Source organism: Halioglobus sp. D3-4 (genome assembly GCF_055809315.1).
Genome location: NZ_CM147907.1, coordinates 1,120,980 through 1,139,404 on the forward strand (window position 1 = coordinate 1,120,980; position 18,425 = coordinate 1,139,404).

Genomic DNA, 18,425 nt, shown 5'->3' on the forward strand with positions numbered 1-18,425 from the left:
TGATTATCGATTCGCGGCGATCGCCCTGTCGTATTCTTCGTTCATGGCTGCCAGCGCATGCCTGCGCGCAGCCAATTTGTTGGCGGCATACACGGTTTGTGGCAGTTGTGACAGTTTTTCAGCGACTTCAAACGCCCTCACCATCAATTCGGGTGACTCGACAACCTCATCCAGCAGGCCTACCGCAGTCGCCTGGTCGGGATCAAACACTTCCGCCTGTATGGCGACACGGGTAATGTGCTGTGGCGGCACTCGAGATGCGGTGAGCTCCAGCATCGTGAGGGGCACCTCCATACCTATTGCTGTTTCAGGCAGGGTGATCTTATAGCTGCCGCGGGTGCCAATACGGTTGTCGCAGGCCATGATCACAAATGCGCCCATTGCGATACCGTGGCCGGTACACGCTGCCACAACTGGCAGCGGAAAGCTGTACAGCCGAATCAGCAGTTGCATGCCATTGGCAACCATGGCCATGCCCGCTTCCGGGCCTTTTTTGAACTCGCCTAGATCGAAGCCCGCAGAAAACATGCCGTCGCGGCCACGCAGTATAACTGCACCGGGTTTTTCTTTTTCAGCGCGGTCAAGCGCTTCATTGATGCTCTCGAGAAACGTCGGACCGACCACATTGGCCTTACCGTCATCGATAGTGATAACTGCGATATTGTTCTGTATTTCGTAATTCAAAGTCATGGCCTCTTTTGTGCGAAGATGAAATCAAACAGGGTTTGGCAGTGCTTTGCCTGCTGCAGTCTTGCAAACAAATGGCATATATGGTGTCATTAAAGCGGCGGTCGCGCAAGCGCACGGCAACCGGGAGACAACCACAATGAAACCGGAACTATGACCGACGAAGATGTGAAAAAAGTACCCGATGGGCGTCGTCTACGCAGCGAGCGCAGTCGCCAGGCGATAATCGACGCCATGATCGAACTTGTCGAAGAGGGCATGCTTGTTCCCACCGCGCAGCAGGTGTCGGAACGGGCAGGCGTCGGCATCCGTTCAGTATTCAGGCATTTTTCTGATATGGAAAGCCTGTTCGCCTCGGCCGACGTTATTATCAGGGATCAATACCAGGGGCTATTCGGTGGCGGCGATCGCGCGGGTACACTCGAGGAGCGTGTGTTGCACGCGGTGGAGCAGCACTCTCTGGCCTATGAGGCCGTCGGCAAACATTTTCTAACCACTAAAGCGCAGTTGTGGCGCTATCCCATATTGCGTGAACAGTATGCCAGGGCGCAGCGTCAACTGCGTAAGGATCTGGATGACTGGTTGCCCGAATTGCAAGACATGCCCGCAGATGAACGCGAACTCGTCGACGCGATCGCATCGTTTGAGCACTGGAACAGACTGCGCGAACATCAGGGTCTGAGCAAGAAAACCTGTGTCCGCCTGACGACCAAATTGATGAACAAAATTATTCTCAGCAACTGAGCGCACAATAAGCACGAGGATTGACGCATGATCGAATTGTATACTGCCGCTACGCCAAACGGCCATAAAGCGTCCTGCACACTGGAAGAGCTCAACATCCCCTATGAAGTGCACGCCATCGATTTATCCAGTGGTGAGCAGCGCAGCGATACTTATCTTACGATCAATCCAAACGGTCGCATCCCCGCAATTGTGGACAGGTCTGCGAACGACCTCGCCATCTTTGAGTCCGGCGCCATTATGATATATCTGGCAGAAAAAGCGGGCCGGTTACTACCCGGCGATGGCGCAGGGCGTGCCCGGGTGATGCAGTGGCTGATGTTCCAGATGGGGGGAATCGGGCCAATGATGGGGCAGGCCAATGTGTTTTATCGCTACTTTCCGGAAAAAATCCAGCCTGCCATCGATCGCTACCAGAACGAAACCCGGCGCCTTTTTGAGGTGCTCGACAGGCGCTTGGGAGAAAGTGAGTGGCTGGCGGATGATTATTCTATAGCCGATATCGCCAACTGGTGCTGGGTGCGTACCTACAAATGGTCGGGAGTATCCCGTGACGGTCTGGACAATCTCGATCGCTGGCTGTCTGCAATGAAAGAAAAGCCCGGGCTGCGCCGGGGTATCGAAGTGCCGGTGAAGGTAGACAGTATCCTCGAAGATGACAAGGCCGCCAGTGCGTTTGTAGAGCAGGCTGAAAAAATGGTTCAGCGCTAGCCCATGGCTGATCAGTTTAAGGAGCAGGGTGGCGCCGCCACCATGGATCCCAACGCGTTGCTGCGCTGGGCTACCTCGTTTCTGATGACCAAATTGTGTCGCATAGAACGGCTCACCAAGCGTCGCGCCAGTGCCGAGAAAGCGCGAGTCAGGGCCGGCAGAGCGCATGTCGTTGAGTACTTTCATCAGGTCGAAGATGGTTACAGCCACCTCGCAGCACAGACGCTCAAGTCTCTGTCAGAGCGTTACGGTATTGAGTTCGTGTGTCATCTGGTGCCCGGGCCCCAGGGTGACAATGTCGCCGAGCCGGAACTCCTGTTACAACTGTCTCGCTATGACGCCTTCCATGTGGCGGGCGAATATGGTCTGGACTTTCCCCGCCGGGACAATGCCTTGCCGCCCGAGCTGGTGACTCTGGCCACGGGTATTCTGGCCGCACAGGATAGTCGGGGTTTTATCGAGCGTGCCGCCGAGACAGGCCGTGCCCTGTGGGCGGGGGATGTAGCCACGCTGCGTCGGCTTGCAGATGAGTACGGGTGCGCAGCAGATGCGATAGTAAACCAGAAACTTGGCGCCGGCCTGGCGCGTCGGGATGCGCTAAAACATTACTCCGGTGCGATGTTTTACTATGGCGGTGAATGGTACTGGGGAGTTGATCGCCTCTATCATCTCGAACAACGGTTGGCGGCACTGGGCATAGACAAAACACCGGGAGTGCCGCCGCTGGTAGCAAGGCCCGAGATAGATGCGCCACTGTTAAAGGATGACGGCAGCCTGACGCTGGAAGTCTACCCATCCCTGCGCAGCCCCTACACAGCGATCAGTTTTGACAGGGCCGTTCAACTGGCACACGACACAGGTGTTAATCTCGAGGTACGCCCCGTACTGCCGATGGTCATGCGCGGTGTACCCGCGACCCGCCAGAAGGGCATGTATATATTCTGGGATACGGCGCGCGAGGCGCGTGCGGCGGGTGTGCCGTTCGGTAATTTTTACGACCCTATCGGAAACCCTGCGCGCAACGGCTACTCTTTGTATTCATGGGCGCATGAGCAGGGCAGGGGTATCGAGTACATCAGCGCTTTTTTGCGCTGTGCATTTGTTGAGGGCATTAACATTAACAGGCCCAAGGGCTTGCGCACCGTGGTTGAGCAGGCGGGCCTGGACTGGAGCGAAGCGGAACATAGAGTGGGTCAATCCGGTTGGGAAGACATGCTGGAAGCCAATCGCGTATCCATGTACAACGCCGGCTTGTGGGGCGTGCCGAGTTTTCGCCTGCTGAATGAGGCCGGTGAGCAGCTACTGGCATTGTGGGGGCAGGACAGGCTGTGGCTGTTTGCCCGGGAAATCCAGCGACAACTTTCGACGCGCCAATCAACACAGTAACTGCACCGGTGTGTATGCCGGGCAGTGCCTGTTTCATGCGCCTCTATCTTCACCCTCCAGGGAAGCCCAATGTCAGAACGTTATGTCCATGCCAACGGAATCAGGTTGGCCTACGAGGAGTTCGGCCGGCCCGATCAACCGGTCATTCTACTGATAATGGGTCTTGGTACCCAGATGATCGCCTGGCCAGAAGCCTTTTGTCACGGCCTCGCGATGCGCGGTTTCCGTGTAATACGTTTTGATAACAGAGATATTGGGCTGTCTGAGAAAGTGCAGGCGGGGCGGCTGCCCAATATGCTTAAAATGGCAGCATTTTCACGCTTCGATCTCCCTTTTAACGTGCCTTACAGACTACAGGATATGGCACAGGATACGATCGGTTTGATGGACGCTCTGGATATCGATGCGGCGCATGTCGTGGGCGCTTCAATGGGCGGTATGATCGCACAGTTGGTGGCCGGCCACTTTCCGTTCAGAGTGCTTTCACTTACATCCATTATGTCCACAAGTGGTCGCAAATCGCTGCCCGGCGCAAAGCGTGAGGTCGCGATGCATATGCTGCGCAGGCCGCGCAGTTCTGATCCAGCGGCCTTGCAGGCACATGCCGTCCGAACCTGGCGGTTGATCGGTAGTCCGGCTTATCAACCCAGCGATGAGGTGTTGCGGGAAAAACTGGCCCGCAGCTTTCAGCGCTCCCACCACCCTGCGGGCCACTCCCGTCATATGGCAGCTATTATGGCCAGCGGCGACCGTATCAATATACTGAAAAAGGTTGTGGCACCCACACTGGTGATACACGGAAATGACGATCCGCTAGTGCCTGTCGCCGGTGGTATTGATACCGCCGGCCTGGTGCGTGGCGCACGCCTGGAATTGTTTGAGGGGATGGGACACGATCTGCCCGAGCCACTGCTGCCGCAGTTTGTTGACCTGATCTGTGAGACGGCTGGGTAGGCTGGGTAGGGATTGGGGTGTAGGCGTGCACCCAATGCTGTGCTGCTTGGCACATTGCCTTAAGCCGTTACAAATACTGATACCCGGCCCAGAGTTTGCCAGTGTCAAAGCGGTCCGCGCAGAATTGATAGGTTTCCCGATAATAGTGTGAGATATCAGCCGCAAGTTCATCGCTCAATGTCTCATGCTGTTTTTTCGAGACATGCACTTTCTCAGTGACGTTCGGCGCGAAGTCCGGCAGCTTCAGGAAGTCCTGCAATTGTAGTAGGGTCGATTGTTCGAAAAGCGTCTCGTAAAAGCCATAGTAGATCTCGCTGGGAGCGAACACCTGCTCCAGATTGCGTACCGTCCATTCATATCTGGTGCGCAGTTCGCACTGGCGGCCATTATAATGCCGGGCAAGGGCCTCGTGCTCCTGTACCAATGTGGCTGCCGGGTTGCGTTGCTGCAGGTCTTCCCGGTGCATTCTGAGCATTGACCAGCAGCGCTCAACCGGGTCTCTCATAATGAAAATTGGTTTCACGGAAAAGCCTCGGCTTTCCAGGCCCTCCCTTATAGCCCTGAACCCCTCGACAGGTAGTGCACAGTAGGTTGGTGTGAAATCACATACGGCAATCGTTTTGTCGCTGTGGCTCCACAGAAGGTCAAAATAATCAAAATAGCTTTCCGGGTTACGGCAAAATTCGACCAGTTTGAGCAGGTCGTCCTGACAACGCATCAGTACGCCTTTGTTGATCTGCTGCCCGATTTTCTCGATCTTCCGAGTCAGAAAATAGGAGAGCTCTTCGACGTACAGGGCATCAAAGATATGGTATTCCTTGTGAAAACCCTCGCGCATAAACTGACTGCGACTTAACTGGGAGTGCAGCCAGGTCGTGCCACCCTTCTGGCAGCCAACGCCCAGATAAAACAACTTTTCCTTCATGGGTTCTTGGATCGAGCTATTCCTCGATAAGCTCTATCGAGGAATAGCATACGCTCCTCACAGCGCAGCGGTTGATTCTCAGTAGATTGTCGAATCTCTGCGAAAGAGGAGGTCATCCGTCGTCTATACGCGTTCGATTACCGTGGTAATACCCTGGCCAAGACCGATGCACATGGTAGAGACGCCGAGGGTGAGCCCGCGGTCTTCCATGACATTCAGCAGTGAGCCGGTAATCCGTGTACCTGAGCAGCCGAAGGGGTGACCCAGTGCGATGGCGCCGCCGTGAACGTTGACCTTCTCGTCCATTTTGTCCAGCAGCCCCAGGTCTTTCAGTACCGGCAAGGCCTGCGCCGCGAAGGCCTCGTTCAACTCTACCATCTCGATATCATCTATCGTCAGGCCGAGCTTGTTGAGTGCTTTCTGTGTGGAGGGCACTGGACCGTAGCCCATAATGGAGGGATCTACGCCAGCCAGTGACATGCCTTTTATCCGGGCGATCGGCGTCAGGCCAAGCGATTGTGCTCGTTCAGCGGACATCATCAACATCGCCGAAGCACCGTCGGATATCTGCGAGGACTGGCCAGCCGTTACCGTGCCGCCCTGTGGGTTGAAAGAGGGCTTGAGCGCTGCCAGATCCTCCAGGGTCGTCTCGGGGCGAATGGTCTCATCGGCAGTGACCGATATCAGGGCACCATTTTCGTCATGCCCGTCAATGGCAATTATCTCGCGGTCGAATTTACCTTCAATTGTGGCCTTATGGGCTAGTTGGTGAGAACGCAGGCCTAATTTGTCCTGATCCTCCCGGCTGATACCGTGTATCAGCGCGAGCATTTCTGCTGTCATGCCCATCATGCCAGCCGCTTTTGCTACGGAGCGACCCATGCGCGGGTTAATGTCAATATTGGCTTCGTCCATCATCGGCAGGTGCCCCAGATGCTCCACTCCGCCCACCAGATAAACATCGCCTACACCAGCCATGATATTGGCGGCCGCCGTATGCAGGGCTGACATAGAGGAGCCGCAAAGGCGATTGACTGTCTGCGCCGGGATTGTATGGGGCAGTTCTGCATTCAGCACAATAAGGCGCGCCAGATTCATACCCTGTTCACCGCGCTGGATGACACAGCCCCAGATAAGATCATCGATTTCAGCTGGGTCCAGCGCCTCGTTGCGCGCCAGCATGCCCTTGATCACGGCAGCCGACAGATCATCCGCGCGTACGTTGCGAAAACACCCATTTTTGGAACGCCCCATTGCCGAACGGGCGTAATCCACTATCACTGCATCTCTTGGATTCAAACTCACAGTATTTCTCCTTTAATTAGCCCGTAACTCAGTAGTAGGTTTCGCCGTTGGCGAGCATTTCCTGCATGCGTTCAGTCAGCTCATAGGCTTTGCCCAGATGAGCGAACCTGGCGGATGCCTCGGCGAGGTGGGCTAATCCCACAGTGTCCATCCAGCGGAAGATACCGCCGCGGAAAGGCGGAAAGCCGACGCCAAACAGCAGTGCGAGATCGGCCTCTGCCGGTGTACCGACAATACCTTCTTCCACACAGCGGGCCATCTCGATAGCCATTGGCAGCATCATGCGCGCGACGATGTCTTCACGGTCGAATTCGATGCGGTCTGCAACCACATCGCCAATCATGTTGTACACCTCTTCGTTGACACTTTTTACCGGTTTTCCACGTTTGTCTTCATTGTATTCAAAGAAGCCCTTGCCGTTCTTCTGTCCATAGCGACCCAATTCGAACATTACCTCAGTCGCACTTTTGAAATCGGGTGCCATGCGATCCGGGAAGCCCTCGGCCATTACATTGGCCGCGTGCACGCCGGTGTCTATGCCCACAACATCCATCAGATAGGCCGGGCCCATAGGCCAGCCCCAGCGCTCCATAACCTTGTCGACTGCCTGGAAGTCAGCGCCGTCACGCAGCAACATATTGAAGCCACCGAAGTACGGAAACAGTACGCGGTTGACAAGGAAGCCGGGGCAGTCGTTAACCACTACCGCTTTCTTACCCATCTTGTTGGCGTACGCGACGGTCCGGGCTACCGCTGTATCAGAAGTCTTCTCACCGCGAATGACTTCCACCAGCGGCATGGCGTGCACCGGATTGAAAAAGTGCATGCCGCAGAAGTTTTCCGGGCGTTTCAGGTTTTTTGCCAGCCGTGTGATAGAAATGGTCGAGGTGTTGGAAGCCAGCACGGTATCCTCGCTGATCTCCTGTTCCACTTCTGCGAGAACGATGCCTTTTACTTTCTCGTTCTCTACAACGGCCTCTACGACGATATCGACATCGTCAAAACCGGCATAGGACAAAGTGGGGTCAATACTGTTGAGGATATCGCCCATCTGGGCTGCAGTCATACGGCCGCGATCGACCCGTTTGGCGAGTAGTTTGGAGGCTTCGGATAAGCCCAGGTCCAGCCCCTCTTGCGCGATATCTTTCATTTTGATTGGCGTGCCTTTATAGGCGCTCTGGTAGGCGATGCCACCACCCATGATGCCGGCACCGAGAACGGCGGCTCGATCAATCTTTTTGTCGGCCTGCTTCTCCCAGCCTTTGGCTTTTTTACTTAACAACTGGTCATTCAGGAATACGCCGACCAGGGCTGCGGCGACAGGTGTGGTGGCCAGTTCCGCGAATGCGTCTGCTTCTACCTCCAGTGCGTCGTCGAGGCTCATACTGCGCGCCGCTTCGATGACGTCTACTACCTTGACAGGTGCGGGGTAGTTTTTGCCAGCCTGTTGCGCGACCATTGCCTTGATAGTGAAAAACGACATCATGGCTTCTGTATCATTCAGCGGCAGGGGACCGTGCTTGCGTGCGCGGCGCAGAGCGTAATCGAGCTTGCCGTCAATGGCGCCCTGCAGGGTCGCCAAAGTCACGGAGCGAAGCTCGTCAGGGTCTGCCAGAGCGTCTACTGCGCCTGCTTTCAGGGCATCAGCGGGGCGTTTTTCAGCGCCGGTTGCCATCCACATTACCGCCTCGTCTACACCGATGATACGCGGCAGGCGCACAGTGCCGCCCCAGGCAGGGAGGATGCCCAGTTTGGTTTCCGGCAAGCCGATTTTCGCAGCGTTACTCATCACCCTGAAATCACAGGCCAAGCAACATTCAAGCCCACCACCCATGGCGAAACCGTTGATGGCGGCGGCACTGGGGTAGGGGAGACTGGCTATACGGTTGAAGTTTTTGTTGTTGCTGGCGACGAAAGGCTTGATGTCCTCTTTGCTCGCGCCGAACAGGCTGGTGAACTCAGTAATATCCGCGCCGACGATGAATACCGGCTTGGCGCTGGTGACCAGCAGGCCCTTGATGCCGCCTTCTGCCTCCAGTGCATCCAGGCCTACAGTGAGGCTGGAGACAGTCGCATTATCGAATTTGTTGACCGATTCGCCCTGCAAATCGAAGTTGAGCTCGGCGATATCGCCGTCCAGACGTTTTATCGTGAGCTGGTCACTCTGGTAGATCATATCGGTGTCCTGTGTCAGATGGAGGGGTAAAGACGCGCGCGATTATACCTAATATTACGATCGAATGCCCAAAGTTGTGTCCTTCGTGTTTTCCGGTGTGGCCTGTCGCTCAGACCGGTTGGGCTGCCTTCAACCCGCCACTTATCCAGATAAAAGTCTCATTGGCTGGCAGAACTTGTGACATAGGTTGAAAACGCGATGTTGCCTTCGCTTTGTTGCAGGTTATACTCAGTTAAAATGGACAAGTGACCTATCTTCCTTCGGGTGCGCGGGTTGCCAGGATAGCGGCTGCGGCCAGTTGACGTCGGAGCAAAGTATTTTCATACGGAGATGTATACGTGAAAAAGCTTGGCAGAATACTAAAAAATTACCAGAGCTTTCTGAAATCGCTACTAAAAAAGCGCAAGAATAAGAAAGACAACGATAATGACGATGACCCCTTCATTTATCCATTATTCTAGTTTACTTCAGATATTTAGCGTCCATGGTTAACGATTGATGCCTCGCCCGGCGGAGCAATCAAAACCGTCGAAGGTTTACGGCCTACGGCACGATTCGTTCCCGCGCGCGCCTGAAAGGCTCGATATTCACAGGCATTGGTGTATGACGGACTCCAGAAAAGCCTGGCGAAAGCGGCCGCATCCCCTGTTTGGCAAGCGGTCTGTTACCTATGCACTGAATCGTGCCGGCTATCGGTGCCCCGACTTCGACCGTGATATCGTGGCTGATCCGTCGTGTTTCAAACTGGTGGTGATTGGAGGCTCTGAAACCTTTGGCGTCGGGTTGCCCGCCGATAAGCTCTACGCCAACCTGCTGGCCTCGCGGCTGGAGCGTGTGGTTGGTAAGCAGGTAGTTGTCTGGAATCTCGGGCTCCCACTAGCGGGTTCGGGTTTTATCTCACGCATGCTGTACCCCATCATCCACATGTTGTCACCGGATTTTCTGTTCCTGAATTTTCCGGAACACTCGGGGTATCGGGAGTACTTCAATGACAACGATGAAATATTCTTCTGCGAGCCGGATGGTATTGCGCATCGTCGCAAGATAAGCCGCTGGTGGGACCCCGAAGCCTCGAGAATGGACCGGGCTCATCTGGCCCTCGCATCCAGTTTTAACAATACGATGAGCTTTTGGAACGATTATTACTACTGTGAGTTTTTGTGTGATTACCACGGTATCGATTGGCTTTATAGCGCGCCTGATATCGGAGCCGTCAGTCCGGGGGCAGAGAACTCAGCGGCGCACAGGCGCGTAGCCAGTATTATCCATCAATTCATGCAGTCTTCAGAACAAAGCGAACCGGAAGAGTACATGCTGGCTCGGGATTTCATTCATCCGGGTGTATTGCCGAATCAGGCACACGCCGATGTCGTTTGCGATGCCTACGTTGCGCGCCGCGCAGCGCGGTACCCGGTATGACTTCGCCGCAAGTCACAGTGCTCGCTCCGGCAGAATTGATGCCATTGTTCAGCGCTACGGCGATCCCTTATACAGGACACAGGGAGGCGGGCACATGCAAGTGGTTTCGCAGTGACAATGAGCAGCATTATTTTGAAAACCCGCATCCGGAGATTGGCCCGGATGACATTGAGTATTCATTCAACCGGCACGGCTATCGGTGTATCGAGTTTGATACACGAGAGAGATTTGACAAGAATCATCTGCACATTCTTACGTTGGGCGAGAGTCATGCGTTTGGCATGGGGTTGCCTCTGGAGCGCACTTACGGCCACCTGGTCGCACAAAAGTTACAGGCCCATACCGGGCGAGCGGTGCAACATTGGAATTTGAGCCAGGGTGGCATTAGCGTAGAGTTTATAGCGCGCGTGTTGCCGTCTGCGTTAGCTGTGCTGAGGCCCGATTTCGTGATTCTGAATTTTCCGAACAAGAACAGGCGCGAGTATATCTTTGAGGATGGCAACTACCTGACATGCTTTGGCGGTGATCAACTAGCCGGTAGCCGCTATACACTGGACAGGCATGAGTCTGTCTTGAAAGCACATCAGCAACACGCCCATGAGGTGTCCAATACCTTCAATCAGTGGAAGCTGTTTATCGTGTGTCAAAGGCACTTGCAGGCGCGCAACGTGATGTGGGTTGCGCAGGCTGGATTTGGCTTGCCACAACGATTCAACCAGTACATTGCAACGCAAAATATCGCGCCCACGCACATCATGGAGGTCGGGAAGGATACATTTAAGGATAAACCGGGTTTGCGGTTGGCAAGAGATGGAAAACACGCGGGGATAGGCCCACATGCTGGTCTTGCCGATGATATTTATCGCCTGTTTGCCAGGGAGTACCATCGGGAATTACAGCAGTTAATGATAGGTCATGCATAGTGGAAAGGGTGGTGGATTGACGTGATGCTCTCCGATTATGCAAAACCTGAGGTGCTCGAGTTCTACCGCACATTACCCTTTAATGTTCACGGTGATGAACAGCAGAACATTAACGCGATACGTTCAAATAATTCCGTCGCGAACTACCCTTGTCTGGTTCCGCTGCTGGGCAAGGGAACCCGCGTGTTGGAGGTTGGCTGCGGTGCGGGATGGATGAGCAATTGCATGGCGCATTATTACGGTGCGGATGTAACTGCCATCGATTTCAATAGTGGGGTGATCGAATACGCACAGAGAATATCTGCAGCCATGGGGCTGGGCACACGCTTTTTCACGTCGGATTTGTTTCTCTACTCGCCTGAAGAACGCTATGACGTCGCCGTATCGCTGGGTGTACTTCACCATACAGGTGATGTCGTAAGGGCGATGCGCCGAATCAGTCAGGATTTTGTAAAACCGGGCGGGCACTTCTTGCTTGGGTTGTATCACCTTTTCGGTCGGCGGCCCTTTTTACAGCACTTTGAGGACATGCGCTCAGCGGGAGCTGATGACGACGTGCTATTTGCAGAGTACAGGCGACTGCACTCCAATTTGAAGGATGATACCCATCTGCGATCCTGGTTTCGTGACCAGGTGTTACATCCGCATGAAACCCAGCATACCCTGCAGGAAGTCAGCGAGGTGCTGGCATCTGTCAATATGGAGATTGTCTCTACCTCCATCAACCGGTTTCAGGATATCGACAACCTGGATGCGTTATTCGAGCAGGAGAAGCAACTGGAAAAAACTTCCAGGGACAGACTGGCATCCGGTTCATACTTCCCAGGTTTCTTCGTGGTACTGGCCAAAAGGTCTGAAAATGGTTGAAGGTTTCGATTTCAGGAACTGTTGGTATCCTGTCGCCTTCGAGCGCGACATTGCGAAAGAATCGATAACGCCGTTCTCGGTATACGACGAGGGGTTTATTCTGTTGCGTAACGGCGACGGTGCGATTACCTGTCTCCGGGACAGGTGCCCGCATAGGGCAGCCAAACTTTCAACAGGAAGACTGGGGCAGGGCATCATCGAATGTCAGTATCATGGGTGGCAGTTCGACCTGAACGGGCAGTGTGTCAAGATTCCCCAACTGGCGTCGGAACACGACATTCCAGAGCACACTTGTGTCGAGAGTTTCGATGTGGCGGTTGTGCAGGGCCTGGTCTGGTTCTGGTATGGTGACGGTGAGCGGGCGGATCCACAGGCTATACCGACTGTCCCTGAAATAGGGCAGAGTGACACCTATACTGTTGATTACGTGGTAGATCTTCCTTATGACCAGAGCTACCTGATAGAGAATGTGATCGACGTGGCACACATACATATTGCCCATCACGGCATAAGAGGCGGTGGTAATCGGGAACTCGCGCTGCCGCTTGAATTCACAATAGAGCAGAATTCAGTCCAGGGAATATCGGCTCAATTCAAGAGTATTGGCCTACCCGGTAACGCCGTGAGCCCACTCAAGGCGGCGCGTGTTCAGTTTGTAGCCCCCAATCTGGTGCATTATATTTCGGAGTACAAGGATGCTCGGTTGAGCTCCGGATTGGCGCTGTACTCACTGCCCCTGGGACAGAAACGCTGTCGTCTGCTGTACAGAAAATACAGCAATTTCTTTTCCCGGCGCGAGCGGCGCAAGCCGCGCTGGCTGGAACACTGCATCCAGAATACTATTCTGCAACAGGATATGGCGATAATCATTGGTCAACACAAGTCAGTCGAGTCGTCGAATCTGGAATTGAATGAATTGTGGCGGCCGATAAAAACGTGTGATCAGTTGGTTCTCGCCTATCGCCGTTGGCTTGATGATTACGGCCAGACCCTGCCGCTTTACCGGGGTTATAGAAGCTCTCGCAGCGCTGTGCAGGCAGACGATGTGGCGTATCCCAGTGACGCTTTTCAGATACATACGCGTCTATGCAGCGATTGCAGTCGAGTGCACGCGCGCGCTTCGAACGTCCAGACGTATTTGACCTGGCTGCTGGTGATGCTGGTGCTGATTGGCATCTATGTGGAATCGGCGGTCCTCAAGAATATATCGCTACTCATGATTGTGCTATCTGGCGCAGCGGTGCTGGGTCTATCGAAGTTCAAGAAGCTATTTGAATAGATAGTGATCAGTAGTTGATGGCTGAAATTCTGCCCAGACTTCCCTCCGGTAACATGGTGCAAGCCCGTATTCGTGGTTTGTCACTTCCTGTGTTTGTCGTGACAAATTCTATGGCATACAATATGCCAAAAGGATGGCGGCGCTGAACTCAGGTGTATTCCAAAGAGGCTGCCTGTGCCGCGTTCCGGTGGCGATAAACCCCAGGCGGCGAACAAACGAACACTATCACGAGGAGTAGGTACAGATGCATACGCGATTGAGTGAAGAGGACCTGGCCTTCCAGGCCGAGGTGAGAGACTTCCTGAGTGAGGCCTGGACAGAGGAACTGGCGGCAACCTGTGCCAACAAGGCGACTATGAAAGAGGGGGCCGTCGAATGGCAGCGACGGCTATATAAGAAGGGCTGGATGGCACCACACTGGCCTGTCGAGTATGGCGGTACGGACTGGACGGTTACCCAATCCTTTATATACAACCAGGAACGCGCCTCCGCAGGCGCGCCTGAGGCGGTACCCTTTGGCGTGACGATGGTGGCCTCCGTTATTATCGGCTATGGGAACGAGGAGCAAAAAGCAAAATTTCTGCCGCGTATACTCAACAGCGAAGACTGGTGGTGTCAGGGATATTCCGAGCCCGGTGCGGGCTCAGATCTGGCAGCGCTGAAATGCCGCGCTGACCTGGAGGGCGATGAATACGTTATCAACGGCAGTAAAATCTGGACAACCTACGCCCAGCATGCGGACTGGATATTCTGTCTGGTGCGCACCGACAGTTCAGGTCGCAAGCAGGAGGGCATTACGTTCCTGTTGATCGATATGAAGAGCCCCGGGATCACCGTTCGGCCCATTGATACCATCGATAACTTCCATCACCTGAATGAAGTCCACTTCGACAATGTGCGGGTTCCGGTAGAAAACCGCATCGGCGAAGAAGGGAAGGGCTGGACATACGCTAAATCCCTGCTGGTTCAGGAGCGGCTTTCCATTGCCGAGGTGGCCGATTCCAAACGCGCGCTTGGACGATTAAGGGAAGAAGCCCGGGCCGAGGTCAATGGCGGGCAATCGCTGCTGGCAGACCCACTTTTTGCAAAGCGGCTGACGGATATTGAGATTGACCTGATGGCGTTGGAGTTCACCGAGCTGCGCGCCCTGGCCTCAATTGCAGAGGGCAAGGAGCCGGGGCCGGAATCCTCGCTACTTAAACTCCAGGGCACAGAGATCCAGCAGGTCATCCAGGAACTGCGTATGGATGTTGCGGCCTATTACAGCGGTACATTGCAGGGAGATTTAAGCGCTGCAGAACTGGGGCACGACTATGCCGATAGCGCGCAGAAAAACTTCTTCAGGGGGCGGGCATCCTCCATCTATGGTGGCTCCAACGAAGTCCAGAAAAACATCACAGCCAAATATGTGCTTGGTCTGTAGGAGATAGATAATGAATTTTAATTTGAGTGAAGAACAGAGCCAGATCCGCGACAGTATTGCACGTTTCGTGCAGGAAAATTATTCCTTTGAACAGCGCAATGCCGTGGTGGCGCAGGAGCATGGCTTCAGTGCGCAACACTGGCAACAATTTGCTGACCTGGGTTGGCTGTCCATACCCTTTGCCGAGGAGTTTGATGGTTTTGGTGGTGGTCCTGTCGATACCATGGTGCTGATGCAGGAGTTCGGGCGCGGGCTCGTTGCCGAGCCTTATCTGGCAACGGTATTGCTGTTCGGCGGTCTACTGCAAGCGGGTGCGAGCGAGTCCATAAAGAGTAACTACATTCCGGGCATTATCGCGGGTGAGTTACACGGTGCGTTTGCCTACCTCGAGCGCCAGAGTCGTTATGTTATGACCGATATGACCACTCGTGCAGAAAAGAGTGGTGAGCAATGGGTTTTGAATGGACACAAGACAGTAGTGCTCAACGGTGGCGCGGCCGACAAACTGATTGTTGCAGCACGCACTGCGGGTGAGCAGGCCGACGAGGGCGGTATTACCCTGTTTCTGGTCGACGCAGCCGCTGACGGTGTAGCGCGCACACTCTACCGAATGACAGATGGCCAGGAAGCGGCAAATATCAGCTTTAACAACGTCAGCGCCGAATCGGTTATCGGCACCGTGGGTGAGGGTTATGAGTTGATGAGCCCGGTGGTAGATGACGCTCGTCTTGCCGTATCTGCAAATGCCCTTGGCGTCATGGAATCGCTCAACGCACAGACGCTTGAGTACTGTAAGACCCGTGAACAGTTTGGCGTGGCTATCGGGTCATTCCAGGCCTTGCAACACCGTATGGTGGATACCTTCGGCGCTTGTGAAAATGTGAAGTCACTGTTGTACCGTGCTGTTTGTGCTGCCCAGGATAACGACGAAGACGCTCTTCGTAGTCTGCTGGCGCTGAAAGTGATGGTCGGACGCGCGGGCAAATTGATCGGCGGTGAAGCGATTCAGTTGCACGGCGGCATGGGCATGACCGATGAATTGTCAGTGGGTTTCTACGTGAAGAGACTAATGATCATTAATACACTGTTTGGCGATGCTGATTACCACCAGCAGTTGTTCGCTGACCTGGTAAATGCACCTGTTGGCGCAGAAGCAGCGAACACATCTGAGGCCGCCTGAGTCAGCACAGGCGGGCGTACGCGACCGTGGCTATACACTGGTGAGGACCGGTGAGGGGCTGTTTGGTGAGAGCCCCTGTGCCGGGCGCAATTGCATGGCGAACGTATCATGATTCTTGAAGTGGCCTTTCTCTATGTGAAAAGCGGGCAGGCGTTGCCGTTCGAGGCAGCTTTCGAAAAGGCCCAGCACATTATCAGCAGTATGCCCGGTTATGTGTCACATCAACTGCAACGATGTATGGAGCAGGAGGGGCGCTACCTCCTGCTCGTCAACTGGGAAAGGTTGGAAGACCACACCGAGGGCTTCAGGACGTCGCCGCAGTACCAACAGTGGCGAAAGTTACTCCATCATTTCTACGATCCGTTTCCCGACGTGGAGCACTATGCGCTGCTCCCTGGGTGCAGCGCAGGGTAGCTGGACTGCCCGGGCACGTGCTGAGCTCCGGGCCAATGGCACACTGTCTGATGAAGGGCTGAACTACAGTGCGTTTCCGGTCTCGATGATGTCTGTAGAACCCGCCGGTAGGGAGAAGGACGTTCCGTCTTCACCCAAGGTAAAGTTTGGGTATACCTCTTCAACCCCCTCGAGGAACGCCGCATCCATCCCCGGCAGAATGAGCGGCGGCACGATATGGTAATAGAGCAGGTGGCCGACGCCCGCGTCTCTGGCAGTCTCTGCCGCTTCAACCGGCGAGGCGTGATAATTCTGAATATCCAGCGTGATCTTCGCAAGCTCGGTGGAGCCGGTCTCTGTCGCGGCATCGTGCATCACGCCGACAAGGTTTCGTGCGAGCGCCTCGTGCAACAGCAAATCGACCCCTTGGGCAAATTGTTCAATATTGGCTGACTTGGACGTGTCACCGCTGATCAGTACCGAACGATCCTTATAGTTGAAGAGATAGCCAACCGCCGGCTTTACCGGCCCGTGATCGACCAGAAGTGCCTGAATTGTAACATCCCCCTGCTCATAGACGGTTTCAAGCTCACCCTCGGGAGGAACCGGAAATGGTTTGGCCACCATGCCAAATCCGGACAGTGGCGCCACAGTGTCGCCGTGATGGCCGTGGCGGCCGATCGAATCCTGCTGGTAGGCCTGGTTGAAACCGTTGACGATTTTTTGCACACCCTGCGGCCCTATCACAGGCAGCGGTTTACTGTTGGCGGCGTTGACCCAGCGAATGGTAGCCATTTCACCCAATCCGTCGATGTGGTCAGAGTGAAAGTGTGTCAGCAGTACCGCTTCTATATCGCCGACGGGGTAGCGCATCCTGACCAGGTTGCGCAGGCCATTTGTCCCGGCATCGACAATGAACAATTGTTTGCCGGCGACTACTGCGATACACGGGCCTGAGCGTTTGGGGTCGGGAAGTGGGCCGCCAGCGCCACACAAGGTCACGTGTAGCCCGTCTTCCATACGGTCCACTGTGCTTTCCGTCATCGCCGATTTGGCACCGGCGGACATAAGGCGCATCGCGATGTCGGCGCGTTGTGAATAGGCAACCACGCAAGCTACCGCAATAACCACAAGGATGATTAAGGGTTTCTTCATAATTTATCTCCCAAAAGCGTAATGAGCTTCAGTTGTCAGTTTTGTGGTCATCAGGACCGCCCGGTGAGTCTTTGCAGCAATCGGTTCATGCCGCCGATCCAGCGATCGTAGTCCGACGTTTTGCGCTGCATGTAAACTTTCACCTCGTCATGCGTGAGAATCAGGAACGTTTCCTGTTGCAGGTGATCGACCACAATGTCGGCCAGCGCATCGGGCTCCATCATGCCGTCGTTACTCGCCGCTTTGGTGGCATCGTCATCGCTGTCTGCCGTCATTGCGGTGCGCACTGCCTGCGGACACAACAGTGACACCTTAATACCTTCGTGTGCATAGGTCAGTGCCAGCCATTCCGCGAATCCTACAGCGGCATGCTTGGTTGTGCCATATGCGGCGCCGCCGATCTGGTTCAGCAGGCCAGCTGCTGATGCGGTATTGAGAAAGTAGCCGCCGCCGCGTTGAATCATACGCGGTACGAGATGCCTGGCAGCATAGACATGGGACATTACGTTGACCTCCCAGATAAGCTGCCACTCTTCATTGGGAGACTGCTCGCTGGCGCCGACGGCGATACCGGCGTTACTGCAGAACAGGTCGATAGGTCCGATATCCCGTTCGGTGTCTTCGATAATGCGAATGATATCGTTCTCGTTGGTCACATCGGCGGACATCGCTACGCAGCCCAGTTCCGCAGCGGTCTGTTCGGCGGTGTCGACATTGATATCTACCGCAACAACCTCTCGGGCGCCTTCGGCCATGAATTTTTGTACCAGCGCTTTGCCGATACCACTACCGGCACCTGTTACTACTGCGATTTTGTCTTTCAATTGCACGGTTGTATCTCCTGCGCGTTGGTTATGCGGTTGAAATGTCCGTTTGCCTAAAGGCGGTATCCACCGGA

17 protein-coding genes are annotated in these 18,425 nt (G+C 54.8%); 11 read left to right on the forward strand and 6 right to left on the reverse strand.

The features are described 5' to 3' along the window. Positions 1 to 3 precede the first annotated feature (3 nt). Positions 4 to 690, reverse strand: coding sequence for a crotonase/enoyl-CoA hydratase family protein (locus AC0L6S_RS04810; RefSeq protein WP_473427287.1), 687 nt, complete (start codon positions 688 to 690; stop codon positions 4 to 6). 150 nt (positions 691 to 840) lie between these two features. Here AC0L6S_RS04810 and AC0L6S_RS04815 point away from each other — a divergent pair, with 150 nt between their 5' ends. The 4 genes from AC0L6S_RS04815 (at position 841) to AC0L6S_RS04830 (ending at position 4,482) form a co-directional block, all read left to right on the forward strand. Then, on the forward strand, positions 841 to 1,431 hold the full coding sequence (locus AC0L6S_RS04815; RefSeq protein ID WP_473427288.1) for a TetR/AcrR family transcriptional regulator: 591 nt from the start codon (positions 841 to 843) through the stop codon (positions 1,429 to 1,431). A gap of 27 nt (positions 1,432 to 1,458) precedes the next feature. Next, positions 1,459 to 2,142, forward strand: coding sequence for a glutathione S-transferase family protein (locus AC0L6S_RS04820; RefSeq protein WP_473427289.1), 684 nt, complete (start codon positions 1,459 to 1,461; stop codon positions 2,140 to 2,142). A gap of 3 nt (positions 2,143 to 2,145) precedes the next feature. After that, a complete protein-coding gene (locus AC0L6S_RS04825) occupies positions 2,146 to 3,528 on the forward strand; it encodes a DsbA family protein (protein WP_473427290.1) in 1,383 nt (460 codons plus the stop codon). Between the two features lie 69 nt (positions 3,529 to 3,597). Further along, positions 3,598 to 4,482, forward strand: a complete 885-nt coding sequence (locus AC0L6S_RS04830) for an alpha/beta fold hydrolase (RefSeq protein WP_473427291.1) — start codon at positions 3,598 to 3,600, stop codon at positions 4,480 to 4,482. Positions 4,483 to 4,549: 67 nt separating this feature from the next. Here AC0L6S_RS04830 and AC0L6S_RS04835 read toward each other — a convergent pair whose 3' ends face one another. From AC0L6S_RS04835 to fadB, 3 genes are all read right to left on the reverse strand, one after another. Then, positions 4,550 to 5,407 (reverse strand): hypothetical protein, encoded by an 858-nt coding sequence (locus AC0L6S_RS04835; protein ID WP_473427292.1) that lies wholly within the window; start codon positions 5,405 to 5,407, stop codon positions 4,550 to 4,552. 123 nt (positions 5,408 to 5,530) lie between these two features. After that, on the reverse strand, positions 5,531 to 6,712 hold the full coding sequence (gene fadA / locus AC0L6S_RS04840; protein WP_473427293.1) for an acetyl-CoA C-acyltransferase FadA: 1,182 nt from the start codon (positions 6,710 to 6,712) through the stop codon (positions 5,531 to 5,533). Positions 6,713 to 6,740: 28 nt separating this feature from the next. After that, positions 6,741 to 8,888 carry a fatty acid oxidation complex subunit alpha FadB gene (fadB, locus tag AC0L6S_RS04845; protein WP_473427294.1) on the reverse strand — a complete coding sequence of 716 codons (2,148 nt, stop codon included), beginning with the start codon at positions 8,886 to 8,888 and terminating at the stop codon, positions 6,741 to 6,743. Between the two features lie 603 nt (positions 8,889 to 9,491). On the opposite strand from fadB, the gene AC0L6S_RS04850 reads away from it, so the two are divergent. The 7 genes from AC0L6S_RS04850 (at position 9,492) to AC0L6S_RS04880 (ending at position 16,393) form a co-directional block, all read left to right on the forward strand. Continuing rightward, complete coding sequence (locus tag AC0L6S_RS04850) at positions 9,492 to 10,307, forward strand: hypothetical protein (protein ID WP_473427295.1); 816 nt, start codon at positions 9,492 to 9,494, stop codon at positions 10,305 to 10,307. Further along, positions 10,304 to 11,230 carry a hypothetical protein gene (locus tag AC0L6S_RS04855; RefSeq protein WP_473427296.1) on the forward strand — a complete coding sequence of 309 codons (927 nt, stop codon included), beginning with the start codon at positions 10,304 to 10,306 and terminating at the stop codon, positions 11,228 to 11,230. Before AC0L6S_RS04850 ends, AC0L6S_RS04855 begins: the two co-directional genes overlap by 4 nt. A gap of 24 nt (positions 11,231 to 11,254) precedes the next feature. Then, a complete protein-coding gene (locus AC0L6S_RS04860; RefSeq protein ID WP_473427298.1) occupies positions 11,255 to 12,097 on the forward strand; it encodes a class I SAM-dependent methyltransferase in 843 nt (280 codons plus the stop codon). Further along, positions 12,090 to 13,376 carry an aromatic ring-hydroxylating dioxygenase subunit alpha gene (locus AC0L6S_RS04865; protein ID WP_473427299.1) on the forward strand — a complete coding sequence of 429 codons (1,287 nt, stop codon included), beginning with the start codon at positions 12,090 to 12,092 and terminating at the stop codon, positions 13,374 to 13,376. Before AC0L6S_RS04860 ends, AC0L6S_RS04865 begins: the two co-directional genes overlap by 8 nt. 244 nt (positions 13,377 to 13,620) lie before the next feature. After that, positions 13,621 to 14,799 (forward strand): acyl-CoA dehydrogenase family protein, encoded by a 1,179-nt coding sequence (locus tag AC0L6S_RS04870; protein WP_473427300.1) that lies wholly within the window; start codon positions 13,621 to 13,623, stop codon positions 14,797 to 14,799. A gap of 10 nt (positions 14,800 to 14,809) precedes the next feature. Beyond that, the gene (locus AC0L6S_RS04875) at positions 14,810 to 15,979 is read left to right on the forward strand and encodes an acyl-CoA dehydrogenase family protein (protein ID WP_473427301.1); all 1,170 of its coding nucleotides are present in this window, start codon (positions 14,810 to 14,812) and stop codon (positions 15,977 to 15,979) included. A gap of 108 nt (positions 15,980 to 16,087) precedes the next feature. Beyond that, positions 16,088 to 16,393, forward strand: a complete 306-nt coding sequence (locus AC0L6S_RS04880; RefSeq protein WP_473427302.1) for an antibiotic biosynthesis monooxygenase family protein — start codon at positions 16,088 to 16,090, stop codon at positions 16,391 to 16,393. Between the two features lie 63 nt (positions 16,394 to 16,456). On the opposite strand, the gene AC0L6S_RS04885 is transcribed toward AC0L6S_RS04880, so the two are convergent. Further along, positions 16,457 to 17,527 carry an MBL fold metallo-hydrolase gene (locus AC0L6S_RS04885; protein WP_473427303.1) on the reverse strand — a complete coding sequence of 357 codons (1,071 nt, stop codon included), beginning with the start codon at positions 17,525 to 17,527 and terminating at the stop codon, positions 16,457 to 16,459. A 50-nt stretch (positions 17,528 to 17,577) separates the two neighbouring features. Then, a complete protein-coding gene (locus AC0L6S_RS04890; protein ID WP_473427304.1) occupies positions 17,578 to 18,357 on the reverse strand; it encodes an SDR family oxidoreductase in 780 nt (259 codons plus the stop codon). Positions 18,358 to 18,425 lie beyond the last annotated feature (68 nt).

What these genes read in the sequence shown, in the direction of transcription:
- AC0L6S_RS04810 (WP_473427287.1), bottom strand. Translation starts at nt 690, where the DNA reads ATGACTTTGAATTACGAAATACAGAACAATATCGCAGTTATCACTATC.
- AC0L6S_RS04815 (WP_473427288.1), top strand. Translation starts at nt 841, where the DNA reads ATGACCGACGAAGATGTGAAAAAAGTACCCGATGGGCGTCGTCTACGC.
- AC0L6S_RS04820 (WP_473427289.1), top strand. Translation starts at nt 1,459, where the DNA reads ATGATCGAATTGTATACTGCCGCTACGCCAAACGGCCATAAAGCGTCC.
- AC0L6S_RS04825 (WP_473427290.1), top strand. Translation starts at nt 2,146, where the DNA reads ATGGCTGATCAGTTTAAGGAGCAGGGTGGCGCCGCCACCATGGATCCC.
- AC0L6S_RS04830 (WP_473427291.1), top strand. Translation starts at nt 3,598, where the DNA reads ATGTCAGAACGTTATGTCCATGCCAACGGAATCAGGTTGGCCTACGAG.
- AC0L6S_RS04835 (WP_473427292.1), bottom strand. Translation starts at nt 5,407, where the DNA reads ATGAAGGAAAAGTTGTTTTATCTGGGCGTTGGCTGCCAGAAGGGTGGC.
- fadB (WP_473427294.1), bottom strand. Translation starts at nt 8,888, where the DNA reads ATGATCTACCAGAGTGACCAGCTCACGATAAAACGTCTGGACGGCGAT.
- AC0L6S_RS04850 (WP_473427295.1), top strand. Translation starts at nt 9,492, where the DNA reads ATGACGGACTCCAGAAAAGCCTGGCGAAAGCGGCCGCATCCCCTGTTT.
- AC0L6S_RS04855 (WP_473427296.1), top strand. Translation starts at nt 10,304, where the DNA reads ATGACTTCGCCGCAAGTCACAGTGCTCGCTCCGGCAGAATTGATGCCA.
- AC0L6S_RS04860 (WP_473427298.1), top strand. Translation starts at nt 11,255, where the DNA reads ATGCTCTCCGATTATGCAAAACCTGAGGTGCTCGAGTTCTACCGCACA.
- AC0L6S_RS04865 (WP_473427299.1), top strand. Translation starts at nt 12,090, where the DNA reads ATGGTTGAAGGTTTCGATTTCAGGAACTGTTGGTATCCTGTCGCCTTC.
- AC0L6S_RS04870 (WP_473427300.1), top strand. Translation starts at nt 13,621, where the DNA reads ATGCATACGCGATTGAGTGAAGAGGACCTGGCCTTCCAGGCCGAGGTG.
- AC0L6S_RS04875 (WP_473427301.1), top strand. Translation starts at nt 14,810, where the DNA reads ATGAATTTTAATTTGAGTGAAGAACAGAGCCAGATCCGCGACAGTATT.
- AC0L6S_RS04880 (WP_473427302.1), top strand. Translation starts at nt 16,088, where the DNA reads ATGATTCTTGAAGTGGCCTTTCTCTATGTGAAAAGCGGGCAGGCGTTG.
- AC0L6S_RS04885 (WP_473427303.1), bottom strand. Translation starts at nt 17,527, where the DNA reads ATGAAGAAACCCTTAATCATCCTTGTGGTTATTGCGGTAGCTTGCGTG.